At 67.4% G+C, this 17,346-nt stretch carries 15 protein-coding genes; 7 read left to right on the forward strand and 8 right to left on the reverse strand.

Annotated elements, in window-relative coordinates; translation table 11 throughout:
- Positions 1-129 precede the first annotated feature (129 nt).
- The 3 genes from OVA13_RS08635 (at position 130) to OVA13_RS08645 (ending at position 3,769) form a co-directional block, all read left to right on the forward strand.
- Entirely contained in the window at positions 130-2,172 is a 2,043-nt protein-coding gene (locus OVA13_RS08635; RefSeq protein ID WP_267793364.1) for an NADPH-dependent 2,4-dienoyl-CoA reductase, read from the forward strand.
- Positions 2,173-2,591: 419 nt separating this feature from the next.
- Positions 2,592-3,047 (forward strand): cell wall hydrolase, encoded by a 456-nt coding sequence (locus OVA13_RS08640; RefSeq protein ID WP_267793365.1) that lies wholly within the window; start codon positions 2,592-2,594, stop codon positions 3,045-3,047.
- A 110-nt stretch (positions 3,048-3,157) separates the two neighbouring features.
- The gene (locus tag OVA13_RS08645; RefSeq protein ID WP_267793366.1) at positions 3,158-3,769 is read left to right on the forward strand and encodes a glutathione S-transferase family protein; all 612 of its coding nucleotides are present in this window, start codon (positions 3,158-3,160) and stop codon (positions 3,767-3,769) included.
- A gap of 20 nt (positions 3,770-3,789) precedes the next feature.
- Here OVA13_RS08645 and OVA13_RS08650 read toward each other — a convergent pair whose 3' ends face one another.
- The 3 genes from OVA13_RS08650 to prpB all read right to left on the reverse strand — a co-directional run bounded on the left by OVA13_RS08650 (position 3,790) and on the right by prpB (position 6,561).
- Entirely contained in the window at positions 3,790-4,287 is a 498-nt protein-coding gene (locus tag OVA13_RS08650; protein WP_267793367.1) for a hypothetical protein, read from the reverse strand.
- A gap of 224 nt (positions 4,288-4,511) precedes the next feature.
- Positions 4,512-5,660, reverse strand: coding sequence for a bifunctional 2-methylcitrate synthase/citrate synthase (prpC, locus tag OVA13_RS08655; RefSeq protein WP_267793368.1), 1,149 nt, complete (start codon positions 5,658-5,660; stop codon positions 4,512-4,514).
- Between the two features lie 16 nt (positions 5,661-5,676).
- Positions 5,677-6,561: a methylisocitrate lyase gene (gene prpB, locus OVA13_RS08660; RefSeq protein ID WP_267793369.1), complete on the reverse strand. Its 885-nt coding sequence runs from the start codon at positions 6,559-6,561 to the stop codon at positions 5,677-5,679.
- A gap of 129 nt (positions 6,562-6,690) precedes the next feature.
- Between prpB and OVA13_RS08665 the strand changes: the two genes are divergently transcribed.
- The gene (locus OVA13_RS08665) at positions 6,691-7,926 is read left to right on the forward strand and encodes a citrate synthase family protein (RefSeq protein ID WP_267793370.1); all 1,236 of its coding nucleotides are present in this window, start codon (positions 6,691-6,693) and stop codon (positions 7,924-7,926) included.
- A 10-nt stretch (positions 7,927-7,936) separates the two neighbouring features.
- On the opposite strand, the gene prpE is transcribed toward OVA13_RS08665, so the two are convergent.
- The 5 genes from prpE to OVA13_RS08690 form a co-directional block, all read right to left on the reverse strand.
- Positions 7,937-9,838, reverse strand: a complete 1,902-nt coding sequence (prpE, locus tag OVA13_RS08670) for a propionate--CoA ligase (RefSeq protein ID WP_267793371.1) — start codon at positions 9,836-9,838, stop codon at positions 7,937-7,939.
- A gap of 162 nt (positions 9,839-10,000) precedes the next feature.
- Positions 10,001-10,987 carry a malate dehydrogenase gene (locus tag OVA13_RS08675; protein ID WP_267793372.1) on the reverse strand — a complete coding sequence of 329 codons (987 nt, stop codon included), beginning with the start codon at positions 10,985-10,987 and terminating at the stop codon, positions 10,001-10,003.
- A 79-nt stretch (positions 10,988-11,066) separates the two neighbouring features.
- Positions 11,067-12,269, reverse strand: coding sequence for an aminotransferase class I/II-fold pyridoxal phosphate-dependent enzyme (locus OVA13_RS08680; RefSeq protein WP_267793373.1), 1,203 nt, complete (start codon positions 12,267-12,269; stop codon positions 11,067-11,069).
- 146 nt (positions 12,270-12,415) lie between these two features.
- Positions 12,416-12,913 carry a peptidylprolyl isomerase gene (locus OVA13_RS08685; protein ID WP_267793374.1) on the reverse strand — a complete coding sequence of 166 codons (498 nt, stop codon included), beginning with the start codon at positions 12,911-12,913 and terminating at the stop codon, positions 12,416-12,418.
- On the reverse strand, positions 12,910-13,170 hold the full coding sequence (locus OVA13_RS08690) for a hypothetical protein (protein WP_267793375.1): 261 nt from the start codon (positions 13,168-13,170) through the stop codon (positions 12,910-12,912). The genes OVA13_RS08685 and OVA13_RS08690 overlap by 4 nt, the downstream gene beginning before the upstream one ends.
- Before the next feature lie 102 nt (positions 13,171-13,272).
- Between OVA13_RS08690 and typA the strand changes: the two genes are divergently transcribed.
- Genes typA through OVA13_RS08705 form a run of 3 tightly spaced genes read left to right on the forward strand, consistent with a single transcriptional unit; the run spans position 13,273 to position 17,252 of the window.
- Positions 13,273-15,102, forward strand: coding sequence for a translational GTPase TypA (gene typA, locus OVA13_RS08695; protein ID WP_267793376.1), 1,830 nt, complete (start codon positions 13,273-13,275; stop codon positions 15,100-15,102).
- Between the two features lie 22 nt (positions 15,103-15,124).
- Positions 15,125-15,592 (forward strand): DUF2127 domain-containing protein, encoded by a 468-nt coding sequence (locus OVA13_RS08700; protein ID WP_267793488.1) that lies wholly within the window; start codon positions 15,125-15,127, stop codon positions 15,590-15,592.
- A 52-nt stretch (positions 15,593-15,644) separates the two neighbouring features.
- Positions 15,645-17,252: an amidase gene (locus OVA13_RS08705; RefSeq protein ID WP_267793377.1), complete on the forward strand. Its 1,608-nt coding sequence runs from the start codon at positions 15,645-15,647 to the stop codon at positions 17,250-17,252.
- The last annotated feature ends 94 nt before the right edge of the window (positions 17,253-17,346 follow it).

A 17,346-nucleotide genomic window follows, 5' to 3' on the forward strand; every position in this document is an offset into this window, starting at 1 on the left:
AACACGCCCCCGTCTGTGCCCTGCTTCGCAGCGTCGATCCAAGGCCGGCGGACCCGGGTGGCAGGCTTGCACTCCGCGCCGGGTCACGGCATCGTGCCCCTTCCATACGCAAGCGTATCCACCGCCAGCATGACCTCGACCACCGCCGACGCGCCCCAGGCCACCTACCCCCACCTGTTCAGCCCGCTGGACCTGGGCTTCACCACGGTGCGCAACCGGGTGCTGATGGGGTCGATGCATACCGGACTGGAAGACCGCGCGCGCGATTTCCCGAAACTGGCGGCGTACTTCGCCGAGCGCGCCGCCGGCGGCGTGGGCCTGATCGTCACCGGTGGTTTCTCGCCCAACCTGGTCGGCTGGTTGAAACCGTTCGGCGGCAAGCTGTCTTGGCCGTGGGAAGCCCGCCCGCACAAGTTCGTCACCGCCGCGGTGCACGAACACGGCGCGAAGATCTGCGCCCAGTTGCTGCACGCCGGCCGCTACGGTTACCACCCGCTGACGGTGGCGCCGTCGAAGGTGAAGGCGCCGATCAATCCGTTCACGCCGCGCGCGCTGTCCGCCCGCGGCATCGAACGGCAGATCTCCGCCTACGCCAACGCGGCGAAGCTGGCGCGCGACGCCGGCTACGACGGCGTGGAGATCATGGGTTCGGAAGGCTACTTCATCAATGAATTCACCGCGCCGCGCACCAACAAGCGCAACGATGCCTGGGGCGGCACGCCGGAGAAGCGCATGCGCTTCGCGGTGGAGATCGTGCGCCGCGTGCGCGAGGCGGTCGGCCCGGACTTCATCATCATCTACCGCCTGTCGCTGCTGGACCTGGTCGAGGACGGCAACCAGTGGGACGAGATCGTCGCGCAGGCCAAGGCCGTGGAAGCCGCCGGCGCCACCCTCATCAATTCGGGCATCGGCTGGCACGAGGCACGCATCCCCACTATCGTCACGTCGGTGCCGCGCGCGGCCTTCGTGGACGTGACCGCCAAGCTCAAGCCGCACGTGCGCGTCCCGCTGGTGGCCACCAACCGCATCAACATGCCGGAGATAGCCGAAGGCATCCTGGCCGCCGGCAAGGCGGACATGGTGTCGCTGGCGCGTCCGCTGCTGGCCGATCCGCAGTGGGCGAACAAGGCGCGGGCCGGAACGCCGCAGGCCATCAACACCTGCATCGCCTGCAACCAGGCCTGCCTGGACCATGTGTTCGAGAACAAGCTGGCCAGCTGCCTGGTCAACCCGCGCGCCTGCGCCGAGACCGAACTCAACTACGCCAGGACCTTCACGCCGAAGACCATCGCGGTGGTCGGCGCCGGTCCGGCCGGCCTGGCCTGCGCCACCGTCGCGGCCGAACGCGGGCATCGGGTGACGCTGTTCGATGCGGCGGATGAGATCGGCGGGCAGTTCAACTACGCCAAGAGGATTCCCGGCAAGGAAGAGTTCCACGAGACGCTGCGCTATTTCCGCCACCGGCTGGAAGAAACCCGGGTGGACGTGAAACTGTCCACGCCGGTCAGCGCGACGGACCTGCAGGGTTTCGACGAGGTGGTGCTGGCCACCGGCATCACCCCGCGCAAGGTCGCCCTGCCCGGTGCCGACCACGCCAAGGTGGTCAGCTATGTGGACGTGCTGTCCGGCCGGGTGACCGTGGGCCAGCGCGCAGCGCTCATCGGCGCCGGCGGCATCGGCTTCGATGTGGCCGAATACCTGGTGCATGAAGGCGTCTCCCCCACCCTGGATCCGCAGCGCTGGATGGCCGAATGGGGCGTGGACACCACCTTCGAATCGCGCGGCAGCCTGGCCCGGCCGCAGCCGGAACCGCCGGCACGCGAGGTCTGGCTGCTGCAGCGCAGCCCCGGCAAGCCCGGCGCCCGCCTGGGCAAGACCAGTGGCTGGGTGCACCGGGCCACCCTGAAGGCCAAGCAGGTGAAGATGCTGGGCGGCGTGGAGTACCTGGGCGTGGACGAGGCCGGCCTGCGCATCCGCGTGGACGGCGCCGAGCAGCTGTTGCCGGTTGACCATGTGGTCGTCTGCGCCGGACAGGAACCGCGGCGCGACCTGCAGGCCGCGCTGGTTGCGGCGGGCCGGAATCCGCACCTCATCGGCGGCGCGGACGTGGCCGCGGAACTCGATGCCAAGCGCGCGATCGCCCAGGGCAGCCGACTGGCGGCGGCGCTGTAGAGCCGCGCCACACCGCTGGAATCAAGGCGAATACGAGAACCCCGTCGCAGTCAGGAAGCCCCGCGCCCACCGCGTCGCGGCGCTTGGTTGCCGCTTGTGATTCGCGCGAGCCAAGCACCACGCCTTCACGCAGCGGCAACACATTTCATTTTCCAATCAAACACTTAGTCGCGCTGTCAACCCGCGCTGTTCAGGCCGGGTTCCGCTTTTCGCCCTTACCTTGCGCCCACTTTCCAGCCCGCCGCCCAGTTCAGGCAGGCTGACCCGGCGCCCGAACAATTCCCGTTCGGTCTTGCCGGTCCCCGGGCAGCCCGTGTGAAGGCTGCCTCCCCATGACGCCCTGCCGTGTCCACTCATCGTGCCTTCCCGCGTTACTCGGGAGGGACAGGGGCACGGGAAAGACGGAGCAAGGAGTTCCCATGAAACTGGCCTGGATCTTATGGCTGTCGCAGATGTTGCCGCAGCCGGCCGCTGATTCGTTGTGCCTCAGCACCACCGTATACCTGGAAGCCCGCGACCAGACCCTGCGCGGCCAGCAAGCCGTCGCCGAGGTCGCCCTGCGCCGCCGCGACAGCGGCCTGTGGGGGGACTCGATGTGCGAGGTGGTCACCGCCCGCAAGCAGTTCGCCCCGACCATCGTCGGCCCCAACACCCGGCTGAAGAACCCGGATGCCTGGGCCAAGTCGGTCACCGTGGCCCTGAACGCCGAACGCAACTGGGCGCTGCCGCCCGGGGAGCGCAAGGAGATCGTGCCCGGCGCCAGCCACTTCATGGCGCACCAGATCGCCAGCCCGAGCTGGCGCAACGCGTACCACGTGGCCACCATCGGCGACCACACCTTCCTGCGCGTGCAGAAACTCAAGCCTCGCTCCTGAGCCACGCGCGGCGCGGACCGGCATGACGGTCCGTTGCATGTACGGGACGGCACGATGACGAACGGGTCCGCGATAATCGCGGGCCCTTTTTTCTGCCTCCGGAGATCCGCATGAAGCTGTACAGCAAGCCTGGCGCCTGTTCGACCGCCGACCACATCGCCCTGCAGTGGACGGGTCAGCCGTTCGACCTGCAGGTGATGACGGCGGAGGACATGAAAACGCCGGAGTACCTGCGGATCAACCCGACCGGCGCCGTGCCTGCCATCGTCGATGGCGAGTTCGTGCTGACGCAGAACGCGGCGATCATGGGCTACATCGCCGACACGTATCCGCAGGCGCAACTGGCCGGCGACGGCTCGCCGCAGCAGCGCGCGCAGGCCGCACGCTGGCTGGCGTTCGTCAACTCCGACCTGCACCCGGCATTCCACCCGCTGTTCGGGCCGGCGCGCTTCATCGGCGACGAAACGCAGTTCGATGTGGTCAGGGAAACCGCACGCAAGCGACTGCGTGGGCTGTACGAAACCGCGGAGAAACAGCTGCAGGGCCGCGACTGGCTGGCGGGCTTCCGCAGTTTCGCCGACCCTTACTTCTACATCACGCTGCGCTGGGCGGACCGCACCGGCGTGGATCTGTCCGGGTTGCCGAACATCGCCGCATTCAAGGCGCGCATGGAAAGCGATGCTGGCGTACGTGCCGCCTTGACGACGGAAGGCTTGGCCTGATTACTCGCGCCGTGCGCGCATCAGACCAAGGATGCGCGCACGCCTTCCAGCCAGCGCGTGGCGAAGGTGTGGTCGCGTGCCTTGGTCAGCGCCGTGGCGATGTCGGGCAACAGGGCGACCAGTTCGTCCGCGTCCGCGCAACGCTCCACCTTCAGCTGCAGGAAGTAGCCCTTCAGCCCGACATGCGTGCGGATGTCGTCGGTGATGCGCGTGTACAGCAGATTGTAGCGGTCCGCCGGGGTCATCTCGGTGGCCGCCGCCGGAATGCCGGCGGCAGCGGGCGGCGGCGCAGCGACCGCCGCCATCATCAGGGCGGCGCCGGATCGTCGTTCGATCAGTCCCTCCGCCTCGAGCTGGCCCAGCGCATCCTCGGGCGCGTGCAGCCCGCTCATCAGCGACCGCAGCTCGTCCTCGGTGCGCTGACCATCCACCAGCAGCAGGATCGAGCGCAACCCGGTGGACAGCTTGCGCGTGCGCTGCTGTATTTCCTGCCGGCCGGCTTCCGTCTTTGACCACATGTTCGCGTGCATGGCATCCCCCGCACCGTGCGACCGGGCCCCTCCCCGTCGTCCACAGCGCCTGCCCCAGGCTATAGGTGTACCGGTCGCCGGCCCGCCAGGCAACCACCCCGATCACACTAACGGAAAGCGGGTCTTCCGGGCCGGTGTCAAAACACCCTCGCCCTTTGCCCTCAACCGCAAGCGGGAGAGGGGACGTGGGTGTCATGCGGGTTCGACTTCGATCAGCGCCGGTCCAGCGGAACGAATTCCAGATCCTCAGGCCCCGTGTAATTGGCGCTGGGGCGGATGATCTTGCCGTCGATGCGCTGCTCGATGACGTGCGCGCTCCAGCCGCTGGTGCGGGCGATGACGAACAGCGGGGTGAACATCGCCGTCGGCACGCCCATCATGTGGTAGCTGACGGCGCTGAACCAGTCCAGGTTGGGGAACATCTTCTTGATGTCCCACATCACCGACTCCAGGCGCTCGGCGATGTCGTACATCTTCATGTTCGACTGCTCGGCCGACAGGTCCTTCGCGACCTGCTTGATCACGCCGTTGCGCGGGTCGCCGACGGTGTAGACCGGGTGACCGAAGCCGATCACGACTTCCTTGCGCTCCACGCGCGCCTTGATGTCGGCTTCCGCTTCGTCCGGCGTCTCGTAGCGCTTCTGCACTTCGAAGGCGACTTCGTTGGCGCCGCCGTGCTTCGGGCCTCGCAGCGCACCGATGCCGCCGGCGATGCACGAATGCATGTCGCTGCCGGTGCCGGCGATGACGCGGCAGGTGAAGGTGGACGCGTTGAACTCATGCTCGGCATACAGGATCAGCGAGGTATGCATCGCCCGCACCCAGCTGTCCCTGGGCTTTTCGCCATGCAGCAGGTGCAGGAAGTGGCCGCCGATGGAGTCGTCGTCGGTCTCGACATCGATGGCACGGCCGTTGTGGCTCCAGTGGTACCAGTACAGCAGCATCGAGCCCAGCGAAGCCATCAGCTTGTCGGCGATGTCGCGCGCGCCCGGATGGTTGTGGTCGTCCTTCTCCGGCGACACGCAGCCCAGCACGGACACGCCGGTACGCATCACGTCCATCGGGTGGGCTGACGGCGGCAGTTCTTCCAGCGCGGCTTTCACGGCGGCGGGAATGCCGCGCAACGACTTCAGCTTGGCCTTGTAGCCGGCCAGTTCGGCGCGATTGGGCAGCTTGCCATGCACCAGCAGGTAGGCGACCTCTTCGAACTCGCTGGTGGTGGCCAGGTCGAGGATGTCGTAACCCCGGTAATGCAGGTCGTTGCCGGTGCGGCCGACGGTGCACAGCGCGGTGTTGCCGGCGGCGGTGCCTGAAAGCGCGACGGATTTCTTGGGTTTGAACGGGACGGCGGCTTCGCTCATGGCTTGCTCCACTTCTTCACTTCTTGGCTGAAAACAGGGCGTCGAGCTTCTGCTCGAACGCGTGGTAACCGATGCGGTCGTACAGTTCCTCGCGCGTCTGCATCGTATCGACCACGTTCTTCTGGTGGCCGTCGCGGCGGATCGCTTCGTACACGTTCTCGGCGGCCTTGTTCATCGCGCGGAACGCCGACAGCGGGTACAGCTGGATGGCGACGCCGACCGAAGCGAGTTCGTCGCGGGTGAACAGCGGGGTCTTGCCGAACTCGGTGATGTTGGCCAGCACCGGCACCTTCACGGCATCGACGAAACGCCGGTAGGTCGGCAGGTCGTAGGCGGCTTCGGCGAAGATGCCGTCCGCGCCCGCTTCCACGCAGGCGATGGCGCGCTCGATGGCGGCGTCCACGCCCTCGACCTGGATGGCATCGGTGCGCGCGATCAGGAAGAAGTCAGCGTCGGTCTTCGCATCGGCGGCGGCCTTTACGCGATCGGTCATTTCACCAGCCGACACGATCTCCTTGCCGGGGCGGTGGCCGCAGCGCTTGGCGCCGACCTGGTCCTCGATGTGGCACGCGGCGGCGCCGGCCTTGATCAGCGACTTCACGGTGCGCTCGATGTTGAACGCGCTGGGGCCGAAGCCGGTGTCGATGTCGACCATCAGCGGCAGGTCGCAGACGTCGGTGATGCGGCGCACGTCGATCAGCACGTCTTCCAGCGTGTTGATGCCCAGGTCGGGCAGGCCCAGCGATCCCGCGGCGACGCCACCGCCCGACAGGTAGATCGCGCGGTAGCCGGCGCGCTTGGCCAGCAGGGCGTGGTTGGCGTTGATCGCCCCGATCACCTGCAGCGGCGATTCGGCGGCGAGCGCGGTGCGGAAACGCGCACCCGCGGAAGTGTTGTTCATGCGGTGGAACTCCTCTTCATCGGCATGGTGGCCACGGCCGGCAGGCCGGGTGGCAGAGGTGCGCGAATGGTACGCCCCTCGGTGGCCGCCAATCTGGCAGCATCACACCCATTGATCAATCTTGATCAAATGAATCAATCTATCGATATGGACACCGACCTGCTCTCCGCCCGCGAAACCTGCCAGCTGCTCGGCATCAGCCAGGCCACGCTCTATGCCTACGTCAGCCGCGGCCTGCTGGAATCCCGCCCCGGTGCGGACCATCGCAGCCGCCTGTACCTTCGCCAGGACGTCGAGCGACTGGCACAGCGCAATCGCGTGGGCCGTGGCGCGGCGCGCGGGGCCGCGCAGAGCCTGGACCGGGGCCTGCCGGTACTGGAGACCCAGATCTCGCTGATCCGCCCGGACGGCCCCTACTACCGCGGCCGCTCCGCGATCGAGGCGGTGCAGGCGGGGGCGACGCTGGAGGACATCGCCCGCCTGCTCTGGGACTGCGGCGATCACGATCCCTTCGCCCTCCCCCTGGACACCGCCTGGCCCGCGACCGTGGCCGGCGTGGCGCTTGATGGCCGGCTGCCGCCGCTGGAACGCGCGATGGCGGCCATTCCCCTGCTGGCACTGGACGTGCGGCATTCGTTCAGTTCGGCGCCGCGCGTGCGGCACGACATTGCCGCCACCCTGCTCCGCCACAACGCAGCGCTGCTGGTCGCGCAGGCGCCGTCCGCCGGCCCGGTGCATCGCCTGCTGGCCGAGCGCTGGAAACCCGGTGACGACGGCTTCGCGGACCTGGTGCGTGCGGCGCTGGTGGTGTGTGCCGACCACGAACTGAATGTCTCTGCCTTTGCCGCCCGCGTGGTTGCCTCCACCGGCGCGCACCTGCATGCCACCGTCTGCAGCGGCCTGGCCGCGCTCTCCGGCCCGCGCCATGGCGGCGCGACCGCGCGCGCTTTCGCGCTGATCGCCGACGCCACGGCATCCGCGTCCCCGCGCGACTTCATCGCGATGCGCTGGCAGCGCGGCGACGACCTGCCCGGCTTCGGTCATGCGCTGTATCCGGATGGCGATCCGCGCGCGGCGGAGCTGCTGGCGCGCATGCGCGTGCGGCATGCCGGCTCGGCCGCGCTGGCGTCGCTCGAGGCGGTCATCGGCGCCACCGAAGACATCAGCGGACAGCGACCCAACATCGACCTCATGCTCGCCGCGATCTGCCATGCGAACGGCCTGCCGGCGACGCCCGCGCTGGTGATGTTCGCCGCCGGCCGGTTGGCCGGCTGGCTTGCGCATGCGCTCGAGCAGCAGGCGCAGGGACGGCTGATCCGGCCGCGGGCGCGCTACGCCGGTGCCGCGCCTGCGGAGCACCCGTAAGGCACGGGGCTCAGCTGCCGACGTCGGGACCGCGCAGCAGGGCCTTCTTCACTTCTTCCAGCGCGTTGGGGTCATCCAGCGTGGACAGGTCGCCCGGATCGGCGCCCTGCGCCAGCGCCTGCAGGGAGCGCCGCAGCAGCTTGCCCGACCGCGTCTTCGGCAATGCGCTGACGATGTACACGCGCGCCGGACGCGCCACCGCGCCCAGGCTCTGTTCGACCGAGCGACGCATGCCGTCCGCGGCCGCCACTCGCTCGTGCGGCTCCGTGGTGGCCTGCCGCAGCGTGGCGAACACCACCGGCACCTGGCCTTTCAGTTCGTCCGCCATGCCGATCACCGCCACTTCCGCCACCGCCGGATAGCCGGACACCGATTCCTCGATCTCGCGGGTGCCCAGGCGATGGCCGGCCACGTTGATGACATCGTCGGTGCGGCCGAGGATGAAGGTGTATCCCTCGTCGTCGCGGACGGCCCAGTCCAGCGAGCTGTAAAGCAGTTCGCTGAAATGGCTGAAGTAGCTGGACAGGAAACGTTCGTCGTCGTTCCAGATGGTGGTCATGCAGCCCGGCGGCAGCGGTGGCTGCATGACCAGCACGCCTTTCCGGTTGGCACCGACGTCCTCGCCGGTGGTTTCATCGATGATCTTCATGCGGTAGCCGAGATTGGGAAATCCCGGCGAGCCGAATTTCACCGGTTTCATGTCCAGCCCCGGCAGCAGCGTCAACGCCGGCCAGCCGGTCTCGGTCTGCCAGTAGTTGTCGATCACCGGCTTGCCCAGCGCATCGGTGATCCAGTGAGCGGTGGGTTCGTCCAGCGGCTCGCCCGCCAGGAAGAGATAGCGCAGCTCGGACAGGTCATGGCGCTTGATGAAATCCACGTCGTGCTTCTTCAGCACGCGGATGGCGGTCGGCGACGAGAACATCGTGCGCACCTGGTACTGCTCGCACAGCGCCCACCAGATGCCGGCATCGGGATGGAGTGGAAGGCCCTCGTACAGCACCGATGTCGCGCCGACGATCAGCGGCCCGTACACGTTGTACGAATGCCCCACCGCCCAGCCGACATCCGAGGTGGAGAACATCACCTGCCCCGCGCCCACGTCGAACACCGTGCGCATCGACAACGCCAGCGCCACTGCATAGCCACCGACGTCGCGCTGCACGCCTTTCGGCTTGCCGGTCGTGCCGGAGGTGTAAAGCAGGTAGCTGGGCGCGTTCGACTCCAGCCAGGTGACCGGCACCTCGGCGTCGCCCACCTGCGCGCGCAGCGCGGCGTAGTCCTCGTCCCGCCCCGCGACCTTCAGCATGGCCGCATCCAGTCCGCGCGACACGACCAGCACCTTGGGCGGCGGCGACGCCGCTTCCGCGCAGGCTTCATCGACGAGCGGCTTGTAGGGAATGACCTTGCCTCCGCGCATGCCGGCATCGGCCGCGATCAGCAGCTTGGGTTGCGCGTCATCGATGCGCAGCGCCAGGTTGTGCGCGGCGAAACCACCGAACACCACCGAGTGGATGGCGCCGATGCGCGCGCAGGCGAGCATGGCGAACACCGCCTCGGCCATGTTGGGCATGTAGATGACCACGCGGTCGCCCTTGCCCACGCCGAGGCGCAGCAGGATGGCGGCGAACGCATTCACTTCGCGATGCAGCTCGCGATAGGTGATCTCGCGGGTGACGTCCGTTTCGGTGGAGACGGCAACGAGCGCCAACTGATCGCCGCGCGTTTCCAGATGCCGGTCCACGGCGTTGTAGCAGAGGTTGGTTTCCCCGCCGGCGAACCAGCGACGGAACGGTGGTCGCGCGTAATCCAGGATCTGCTGCGGGGGCACATGCCAGTGGATGGCCTTCGCCTCCTCCGCCCAGAACGCCTCGGGCTGTTCGATGGAGCGGCGGTAGGTTTCCTCGTAGCCCATGTCGGCTCTCCCGCAATGCATGCGACATGGCGAGCATAGTCCCGTCGGCGGCGTGCGGCCTTCCGACGATAGTCTTAGCCCGATCTTCCGCGAAAATCGCGTCTCGAAAACGACAACGCCGGGACAGGCCCGGCGTTGCGCTTGATCAGATTGCGACCTCGATCAGCCGAGCAGGTGCGCCACGCCGGCGCGCTCTTCCTCCAGCTCCGCCAGCGTCTTGTCCATGGCGGCGCGGCTGAACGCATCCACTTCCAGGCCTTCGACCCGCGTGTATTCACCATTGGCGGTGGTGACCGGCACGCCGTACATGACGCCTTCCGGAATGCCGTAGCTGCCGTCGGACGGCACGCCCATCGTCACCCACTTGCCGTTGCTGCCCAGCACCCAGTCACGGATGTGGTCGATGGCGGCATTGGCGGCCGAGGCGGCGGACGACAGGCCACGCGCCTCGATGATCGCGGCGCCGCGCTTGCCGACCTGCGGGATGAACGTGTTGGCGTTCCAGTCGGCGTCGTTGATCTTGTCCTTCAGCGACGCGCCATTGACGGTGGCGAAGCGGTAGTCGGGGTACATGGTCGGGCTGTGGTTGCCCCACACGATCAGCTTCTCGATGTCGGCCACGGCCACACCGGCCTTGGCGGCGAGCTGGCTCAGCGCGCGGTTGTGGTCTAGGCGCAGCATGGCGGTGAAGTTCTTCGCCGGCAGGTCGGGCGCGGACTTCATCGCGATGTAGGCGTTGGTGTTGGCCGGGTTGCCGACCACCAGCACCTTCACGTTGCGGCTGGCGACCTTGTTCAGCGCGGCGCCCTGGGCGGTGAAGATCTTGGCGTTCTCCAGCAGCAGGTCCTTGCGCTCCATGCCGGGGCCGCGCGGACGCGCGCCGACCAGCAGGGCCACGTCGGCATCCTTGAAGGCCACTTCCGGATCATCCGTGCCCACCATGCCGGCCAGCAGCGGGAACGCGCAGTCTTCCAGCTCCATCATCACGCCCTTCAGCGCGGCCTGGGCTTTTTCCATCGGCAGTTCGAGCAGCTGCAGGATGACCGGCTGGTCCTTGCCGAGCATTTCGCCGGAGGCGATGCGGAACAGCAACGCGTAACCGATCTGGCCAGCAGCGCCGGTAACGGCAACACGGATGGGGGTTTTCATGGGACGGATCCTCGGGGTTTCGTAGGGTGGGCCCTGGCCCACCGCGTGGGAACAACGTGGGCCTTGGCCCACAGTGCGATTACTTCAACTCGGCAAAGAATTCCTGGAAGCGTTGCAGGCCCGGCGCCAGCTGCGGCGTCGGGCAGGTGTAGCTGATGCGCAGCGCGCGCGGCTCGCCGAACGCCGAGCCCGGCACGCAGGCCACGCCCTTGGCATCGAGCAGCGCATTGCAGAAGTCGACATCGTTTTCGATCTTCACCCCGTTGTGCGACTTGCCGAACGCGCAGCTGATGTCGGGGAAGACGTAGAACGCGCCCTGCGGCCTGGGACAGATGACACCCGGTATGGCGTCCATCGCGGCGACCACCTGGTCGCGCTTGGCCTGGAACTCGGCATTCTTGGCGATCGGCACGTCCTGCGGACCGGTGAGCGCGGCGATGGCGGCGGCCGTGGTCACTTCCGGGAGGTTGGTGATGTGGTTGGAGTTGAGCGTGGTGACCGCCTTGGCAATGGCCTCCGGCCCCGCCATGAATCCCACGCGCCAGCCCGGCATGCCATAGGTCTTGGACAGCGAATCCACGAACACGGTGCGCTCGCGCAGCTCGGGCCTGGCCTGGATGAAGTTCGCGTACGCGATGCCGTCGAACAGCATGCGGTTGTAGATGTCGTCGGTGACGATCCAGGTATCCGGATGCTTCACCAGCACGTCGGCCAGCGCGGCGATCTCGTCGGCGGTGTAGACCATGCCCGTCGGGTTGGACGGATTGTTGAACAGGAACACCTTGGGCTTGTGCGTGGCCAGCGCGGCATCGAGCTGCGCCGGGGTCAGCTTGTAGTCCTGGCTGGCGGGGCACGGCAGCGGCACCGCTTTCGCGTTGACGATGTCGGCGATGTCGGCGTAGGTGGTCCAGTACGGCGACGGATAGACGATGGTGTCGCCCTCGTCCAGCAGCGCTTCGGCCAGGTTGTACAGCAGGTGCTTGGCGCCGATGCCGGTGGAAAGGTTGGCGCGCGTGAAGCCGGTCAGGCCCAGCGCCTCGATGTGCGCCAGGAACGCATCCAGCAGCGCATCGCTGCCCCGGTTGCTGCCGTACTGGCCAGAATCCCGGGACAACGCGTCACGTGCGGCCTGGTAAACGTGCTCGCCGGGCAGGAAATTGGGAACGCCGATCGAGAAACTGATGATGTCGCGGCCTTCGGCCTTCAGCTTCTTCGCCTTCTCGGCGACCAGCATGATCGCACTCGGCTTGGCGCGACCGATGCGCCGGGCAAGCGTGGGCATTGCACAACCTCACAACGGGACGGAAGACGGGGTTCGCGCCGTTTTTTTGCGGCGCAAAATGGTATCACGGACCTTCCGGCCGACCGGATGCGCCAAAGGTCCAAGGCGGCCCGCGGCGGGGCCGCCCTGGTGTTACCGGCGGGCGATCAGGCGCTCAGCAGGCGGTTCCACTCGGCCACGCGGTCGGCCTTGGCGGCCAGCACGGCATCGGTGTCGCCATCGATGGTGATCTTGGTGATCAGGTCGCCCTGGCGCACGGCGTCCACCACGTCCAGCCCTTCGGTCACCTTGCCGAACACGGTGTGCTTGCCGTCCAGCCACGGGGTGGGCACGTGGGTGATGAAGAACTGGCTGCCATTGGTATTGGGACCGGCGTTGGCCATGGACAGCACGCCGCGGTCATGGCGCACGCCATTGGTGGTCTCGTCCTCGAAGCGGTAGCCCGGGCCACCGCGGCCGGAACCCTCGGGGCAGCCGCCCTGGACCATGAAGTCGTCGATCACGCGGTGGAAGTTCAGGCCGTCGTAGAAGCCCCGCTTGGCCAGGTTGACGAAATTGGCGACCGTCAGCGGGGCCTTGTCGGGGTAAAGCTCGATGACGATCGGGCCGCGGGAGGTGTCGAAAGTGGCGGTCAGTTGGCTCATGGGGTGGTTCTCCGGGGTGAAATAACGAATAGGGTGATGCGCCAGGCCAGCCAGGCGACCCAGAGGCTCCCCCCGCCCAGCATCAGGCCGGCCAGAACGAGAATGGGCGCCGAAAGGCCTTGCCAGGCCCCCGCCGCAAGGGCATGCGCGGGGTTGTGGTGCAGGAAAAGGCCGAACCCGAGCACGAACACCCAGGCCATCTGCCAGATCACGGCGCCGGCCAAGGATTTCAAGGGGAAGGCGGGAAAACGGGTCATTAGCCGGACATCCGTCAAATCAGGTGCTTAGCGCGCGCCAGCCAGCTATAATACGCCCCTTCCTTTCCCCACCTTCAGCGCGCTCGTCCGCGCCCCTTCGGCATGTCCATCCAAAACCTTCGCAATATCGCCATCGTCGCCCACGTCGACCATGGCAAGACCACACTCGTCGACTGCCTGCTCAAGCAGTCGGGCACCCTGTCCGAACGCACGGTGCTGGCCGAGCGCGTGATGGACAGCAATGACCAGGAAAAGGAGCGTGGCATCACGATCCTGGCCAAGAACACCGCCATCACCTGGCAGGGCAACCGCATCAACATCGTCGACACCCCCGGACACGCCGACTTCGGCGGCGAAGTGGAACGCGTGCTGTCGATGGTGGACTCGGTGCTGATCCTGGTGGACGCGATGGACGGCCCCATGCCGCAGACGCGCTTCGTCACCCAGAAGGCCTTCGCGATGGGCTTCAAGCCGATCGTGGTGGTCAACAAGATCGACCGCCCGGGTGCGCGTCCTGACTGGGTGATCGACCAGGTGTTCGACCTCTTCGACAAGCTGGGCGCCACCAACGAGCAGCTCGACTTCCCGATCGTCTACGCCTCGGCGCTGCACGGCTATGCCAGCCTGGACGACGCCGCCCGCGAAGGCGACATGACCCCGCTGTACGAAGCGATCATGAAGCACGTCTCGCCGCCGGCGGTGGATCCGGATGGCCCGTTCCAGATGCGCATCAGCCAGCTGGACTACAACAACTTCGTCGGCCTGATCGGCATCGGCCGCATCCAGCGCGGCAAGGTGAAGAAGAACATGCCGGTCAGCGTCATCGACCGCCACGGCAAGAAGCGCCAGGGCAAGGTCATGCAGGTGCTGGGCTTCATGGGCCTGGAGCGCGTGGAAGCCGAGGAAGCCGAGGCCGGCGACATCGTCGCCATCGCGGGCATCCAGGACCTGAGCATCTCCGACACCGTCTGTGCGCTGGACACCCCCGAAGCGCTGCCGGCGCTGACCGTGGACGAACCCACCATCAGCATGACCTTCCAGGTCAACAACTCGCCGTTCGCGGGCAACAAGGACCTGAGCGGCGGCAAGTTCCTGACCAGCCGCCAGCTGCGTGAACGGCTTGAACGCGAGACCCTGCACAACGTGGCGCTGAAGGTCGAGGAAGGCTCCGATCCGGACAAGTTCCTGGTCTCCGGCCGCGGCGAGCTGCACCTGTCGGTGCTCATCGAAACGATGCGCCGCGAAGGCTTCGAGCTGGCCGTGTCGCGCCCGGAAGTCATCATCAAGGAAATCGACGGCAAGCAGATGGAGCCGGTCGAGCAGCTGGTCGTCGACATCGAAGAGCAGCACCAGGGCGGCGTGATGGAAAAGCTGGGCACCCGCAAGGGCCAGCTGAAGAACATGGAATCCGACGGCAAGGGCCGCGTGCGCCTGGATTACATGATCCCGGCGCGTGGCCTGATCGGTTTCCAGAACGAATTCCGCACCCTGACCCAGGGTTCCGGCCTACTGTTCCACGTGTTCGACCATTACGGCCCCAAGGAAACCGGTGCGATCGCCAAGCGCATCAACGGCGTGATGATCGCCAATGCCGCCGGCACCACCCCGGCCTACTCGCTTGGGCCGTTGCAGGAGCGTGGCAAGCTGTTCGCCGCCGAAGGCGACAACGTGTACGAAGGGCAGCTGGTCGGCATCCACTCCAAGGACAATGACCTCACGGTCAACGCCATCAAGCCCAAGCCGCTGACCAACATGCGCGCCTCCGGCAAGGACGATGCCATCCAGCTGAGCCCGGCGATCAAGTACACGCTGGAACAGGCACTGGATTTCATCGAAGACGACGAGCTGGTGGAAGTCACCCCGAAGGAAATCCGCCTGCGCAAGAAGTTCCTGACCGAAAGCGACCGCAAGCGCGCCTCCCGCGCCGCCTGACGCCTTGTCGCCGCGGGCTGCCGTGGACCAGGCCAGCTACAACCCGGATCCCGCCGCGCATCCGGGACTACACCTGATCGCCCTCTTCGAGGGCGCGAAGGGCGTGCTGGCGCTGGGCATCGCCGCCGGACTGGCCCTGCTGGGGCCGGACCGGCTGCGCGACGCCATCCATGCGCTGATCACCCGGTGCCTGCCGAACGCCGAACCGGGCGCGATCACCAAGATCCTCGACACCATCAATCCCGGCGCCGTGCACGTGGCGGTGGGCATCATCGTCCTGTACGCGCTGATGCGCCTGCTGGAAGCCTGGGGCCTCTGGCGTGCGCGCGCCTGGGCGTCGTGGCTGGGCTGTCTCGGCTCGGCCGCCTATCTTCCGCTGGACATCTACGCGATCCATCGACACCCGGGCTGGCACACCTGGGCGTTGCTGGTGGTGAACATCGCCATCGTGCTGGTGCTGTGGCGCGACATCCGCCGCCGGCGGATTTGACGCGCACCGGCATCGCTGCGTAGCCTGCCGCGCATCCATGGGAATTCCCCGCATGCGCCGACCTGCCCTGCTGCTTGGCACCACCCTTGCGCTGGCCGCCTGCCAGCCGCAGGCGTCGCCCGATGCGGCCGCCACGCAGGAGGCGCCCACGGAATTCGCCTACGCCGAACTCGACATCAGTGACCTGCAGGCACGCATGCAGTCGGGCGAACTGGACAGCCGCCGCCTCACGCAGGCTTACCTGGCGCGCATCGCCGCCATCGACAAGGCCGGGCCGCGACTCAATGCGGTGATCGAATTGAATCCCGACGCGCTGAAGGAAGCCACGCTGCGCGACGTGGAGCGCAAGGGCAACGCGGTACGCGGCCCGCTGCACGGCATCCCGGTGCTGCTGAAGGACAACATAGACGCCGTCCCGATGGTCACTTCAGCCGGCTCGCTGGCGCTGAAGGATCTGCGACCGTCGCAGGACGCCACCCTGGTGCGTCGCCTGCGCGAGGCCGGCGCCGTGATCCTGGGCAAGGCCAACCTGAGCGAATGGGCCAACTTCCGCTCGACCCATTCCACGTCCGGCTGGAGCGCGCGCGGCGGCCAGACCCGCAACCCCTACGCCCTGGACCGCAATCCCTGTGGTTCCAGCTCCGGCAGCGCGGTAGCCGCGTCCGCCAACCTGGCCGCGGTGACCGTCGGTACCGAAACCGATGGCAGCATCCTGTGCCCGGCCGCGGTGAACGGCGTCGTCGGCCTGAAGCCCACCGTGGGCCTGGTCAGCCGCACCGGCATCGTGCCGATCTCGCACAGCCAGGACAGCCCCGGTCCCATCACCCGCAGCGTGTCCGATGCCGCCGTCTTGCTGGGCGTGCTGGCGGGCCGGGACCCGGCCGACGCCGCCACCACCCAGGCCGCCTGGAACACCACGCTCGACTACGCCGCCCGCCTGAAACCCGGAGCGCTGAAGGGCGCACGGATCGGCGTACTGCGCAGCAAGTTCAACATCCATCCCGATGCCGCCGCGGCGATGGAAGCCGCCATCAAGGTGATGCGCGATGCGGGCGCGATCCTGGTGGATGCAGAGATCCCGACCGACGGCGAGTGGCGCGCCGACGAGCTGGAACTGATGCTGTACGAGTTCAAGTTCGGCGTCGAGCGCTACCTGTCCGAGCGCAAGGCACCCATCACCACGCTCAGGCAGGTGATCGGCTACAACCAGCAATACCAGGTCTCAGAAATGCCCTACTTCGGACAGGAGCTGCTGGAACTGGCCGATGCCAAGGGCGGGCTGGGAGAACCGGACTACATCACCGCCCGCGGGCGTGCCCGCCGCCTCGCCGGACCGGAAGGCATCGATGTGGCGCTGAAAAGCCAACAGCTGGACGCGCTCATCGCGCCCACGACCGGCCCGGCCTGGCTGACCGACCACAACGCCGGGGATCATTTCCCGGGCGCGGGCTACGGCGCCGCCGCCGTGGCCGGCTATCCCAGCCTGACCGTGCCGATGGGCAGCAGCGACGGATTGCCGCTGGGCATGGTGTTCATGGGCACGGCGTGGAGTGAAGCCCGCCTGCTTGAACTGGCCTACGACTACGAGCAACTCACGCGCGCGCGCAAACCCCCCGAGTACTGGCCCACGCTGCCGGTCACGGATCGCCGCGCGCGCTGAAGCGTTCCCGTTCGTCTCACATCGGCGGCAAATCGCTTGCGGGCAGTGTCCAATCGTGGCGTGATAGCGGGCATCAGGTAGGCAGGGGCACCAC

It is taken from the genome of Pseudoxanthomonas sp. SL93 (assembly GCF_026625825.1).
In the GTDB taxonomy this organism is placed as follows: Bacteria; Pseudomonadota; Gammaproteobacteria; order Xanthomonadales; family Xanthomonadaceae; genus Pseudoxanthomonas_A.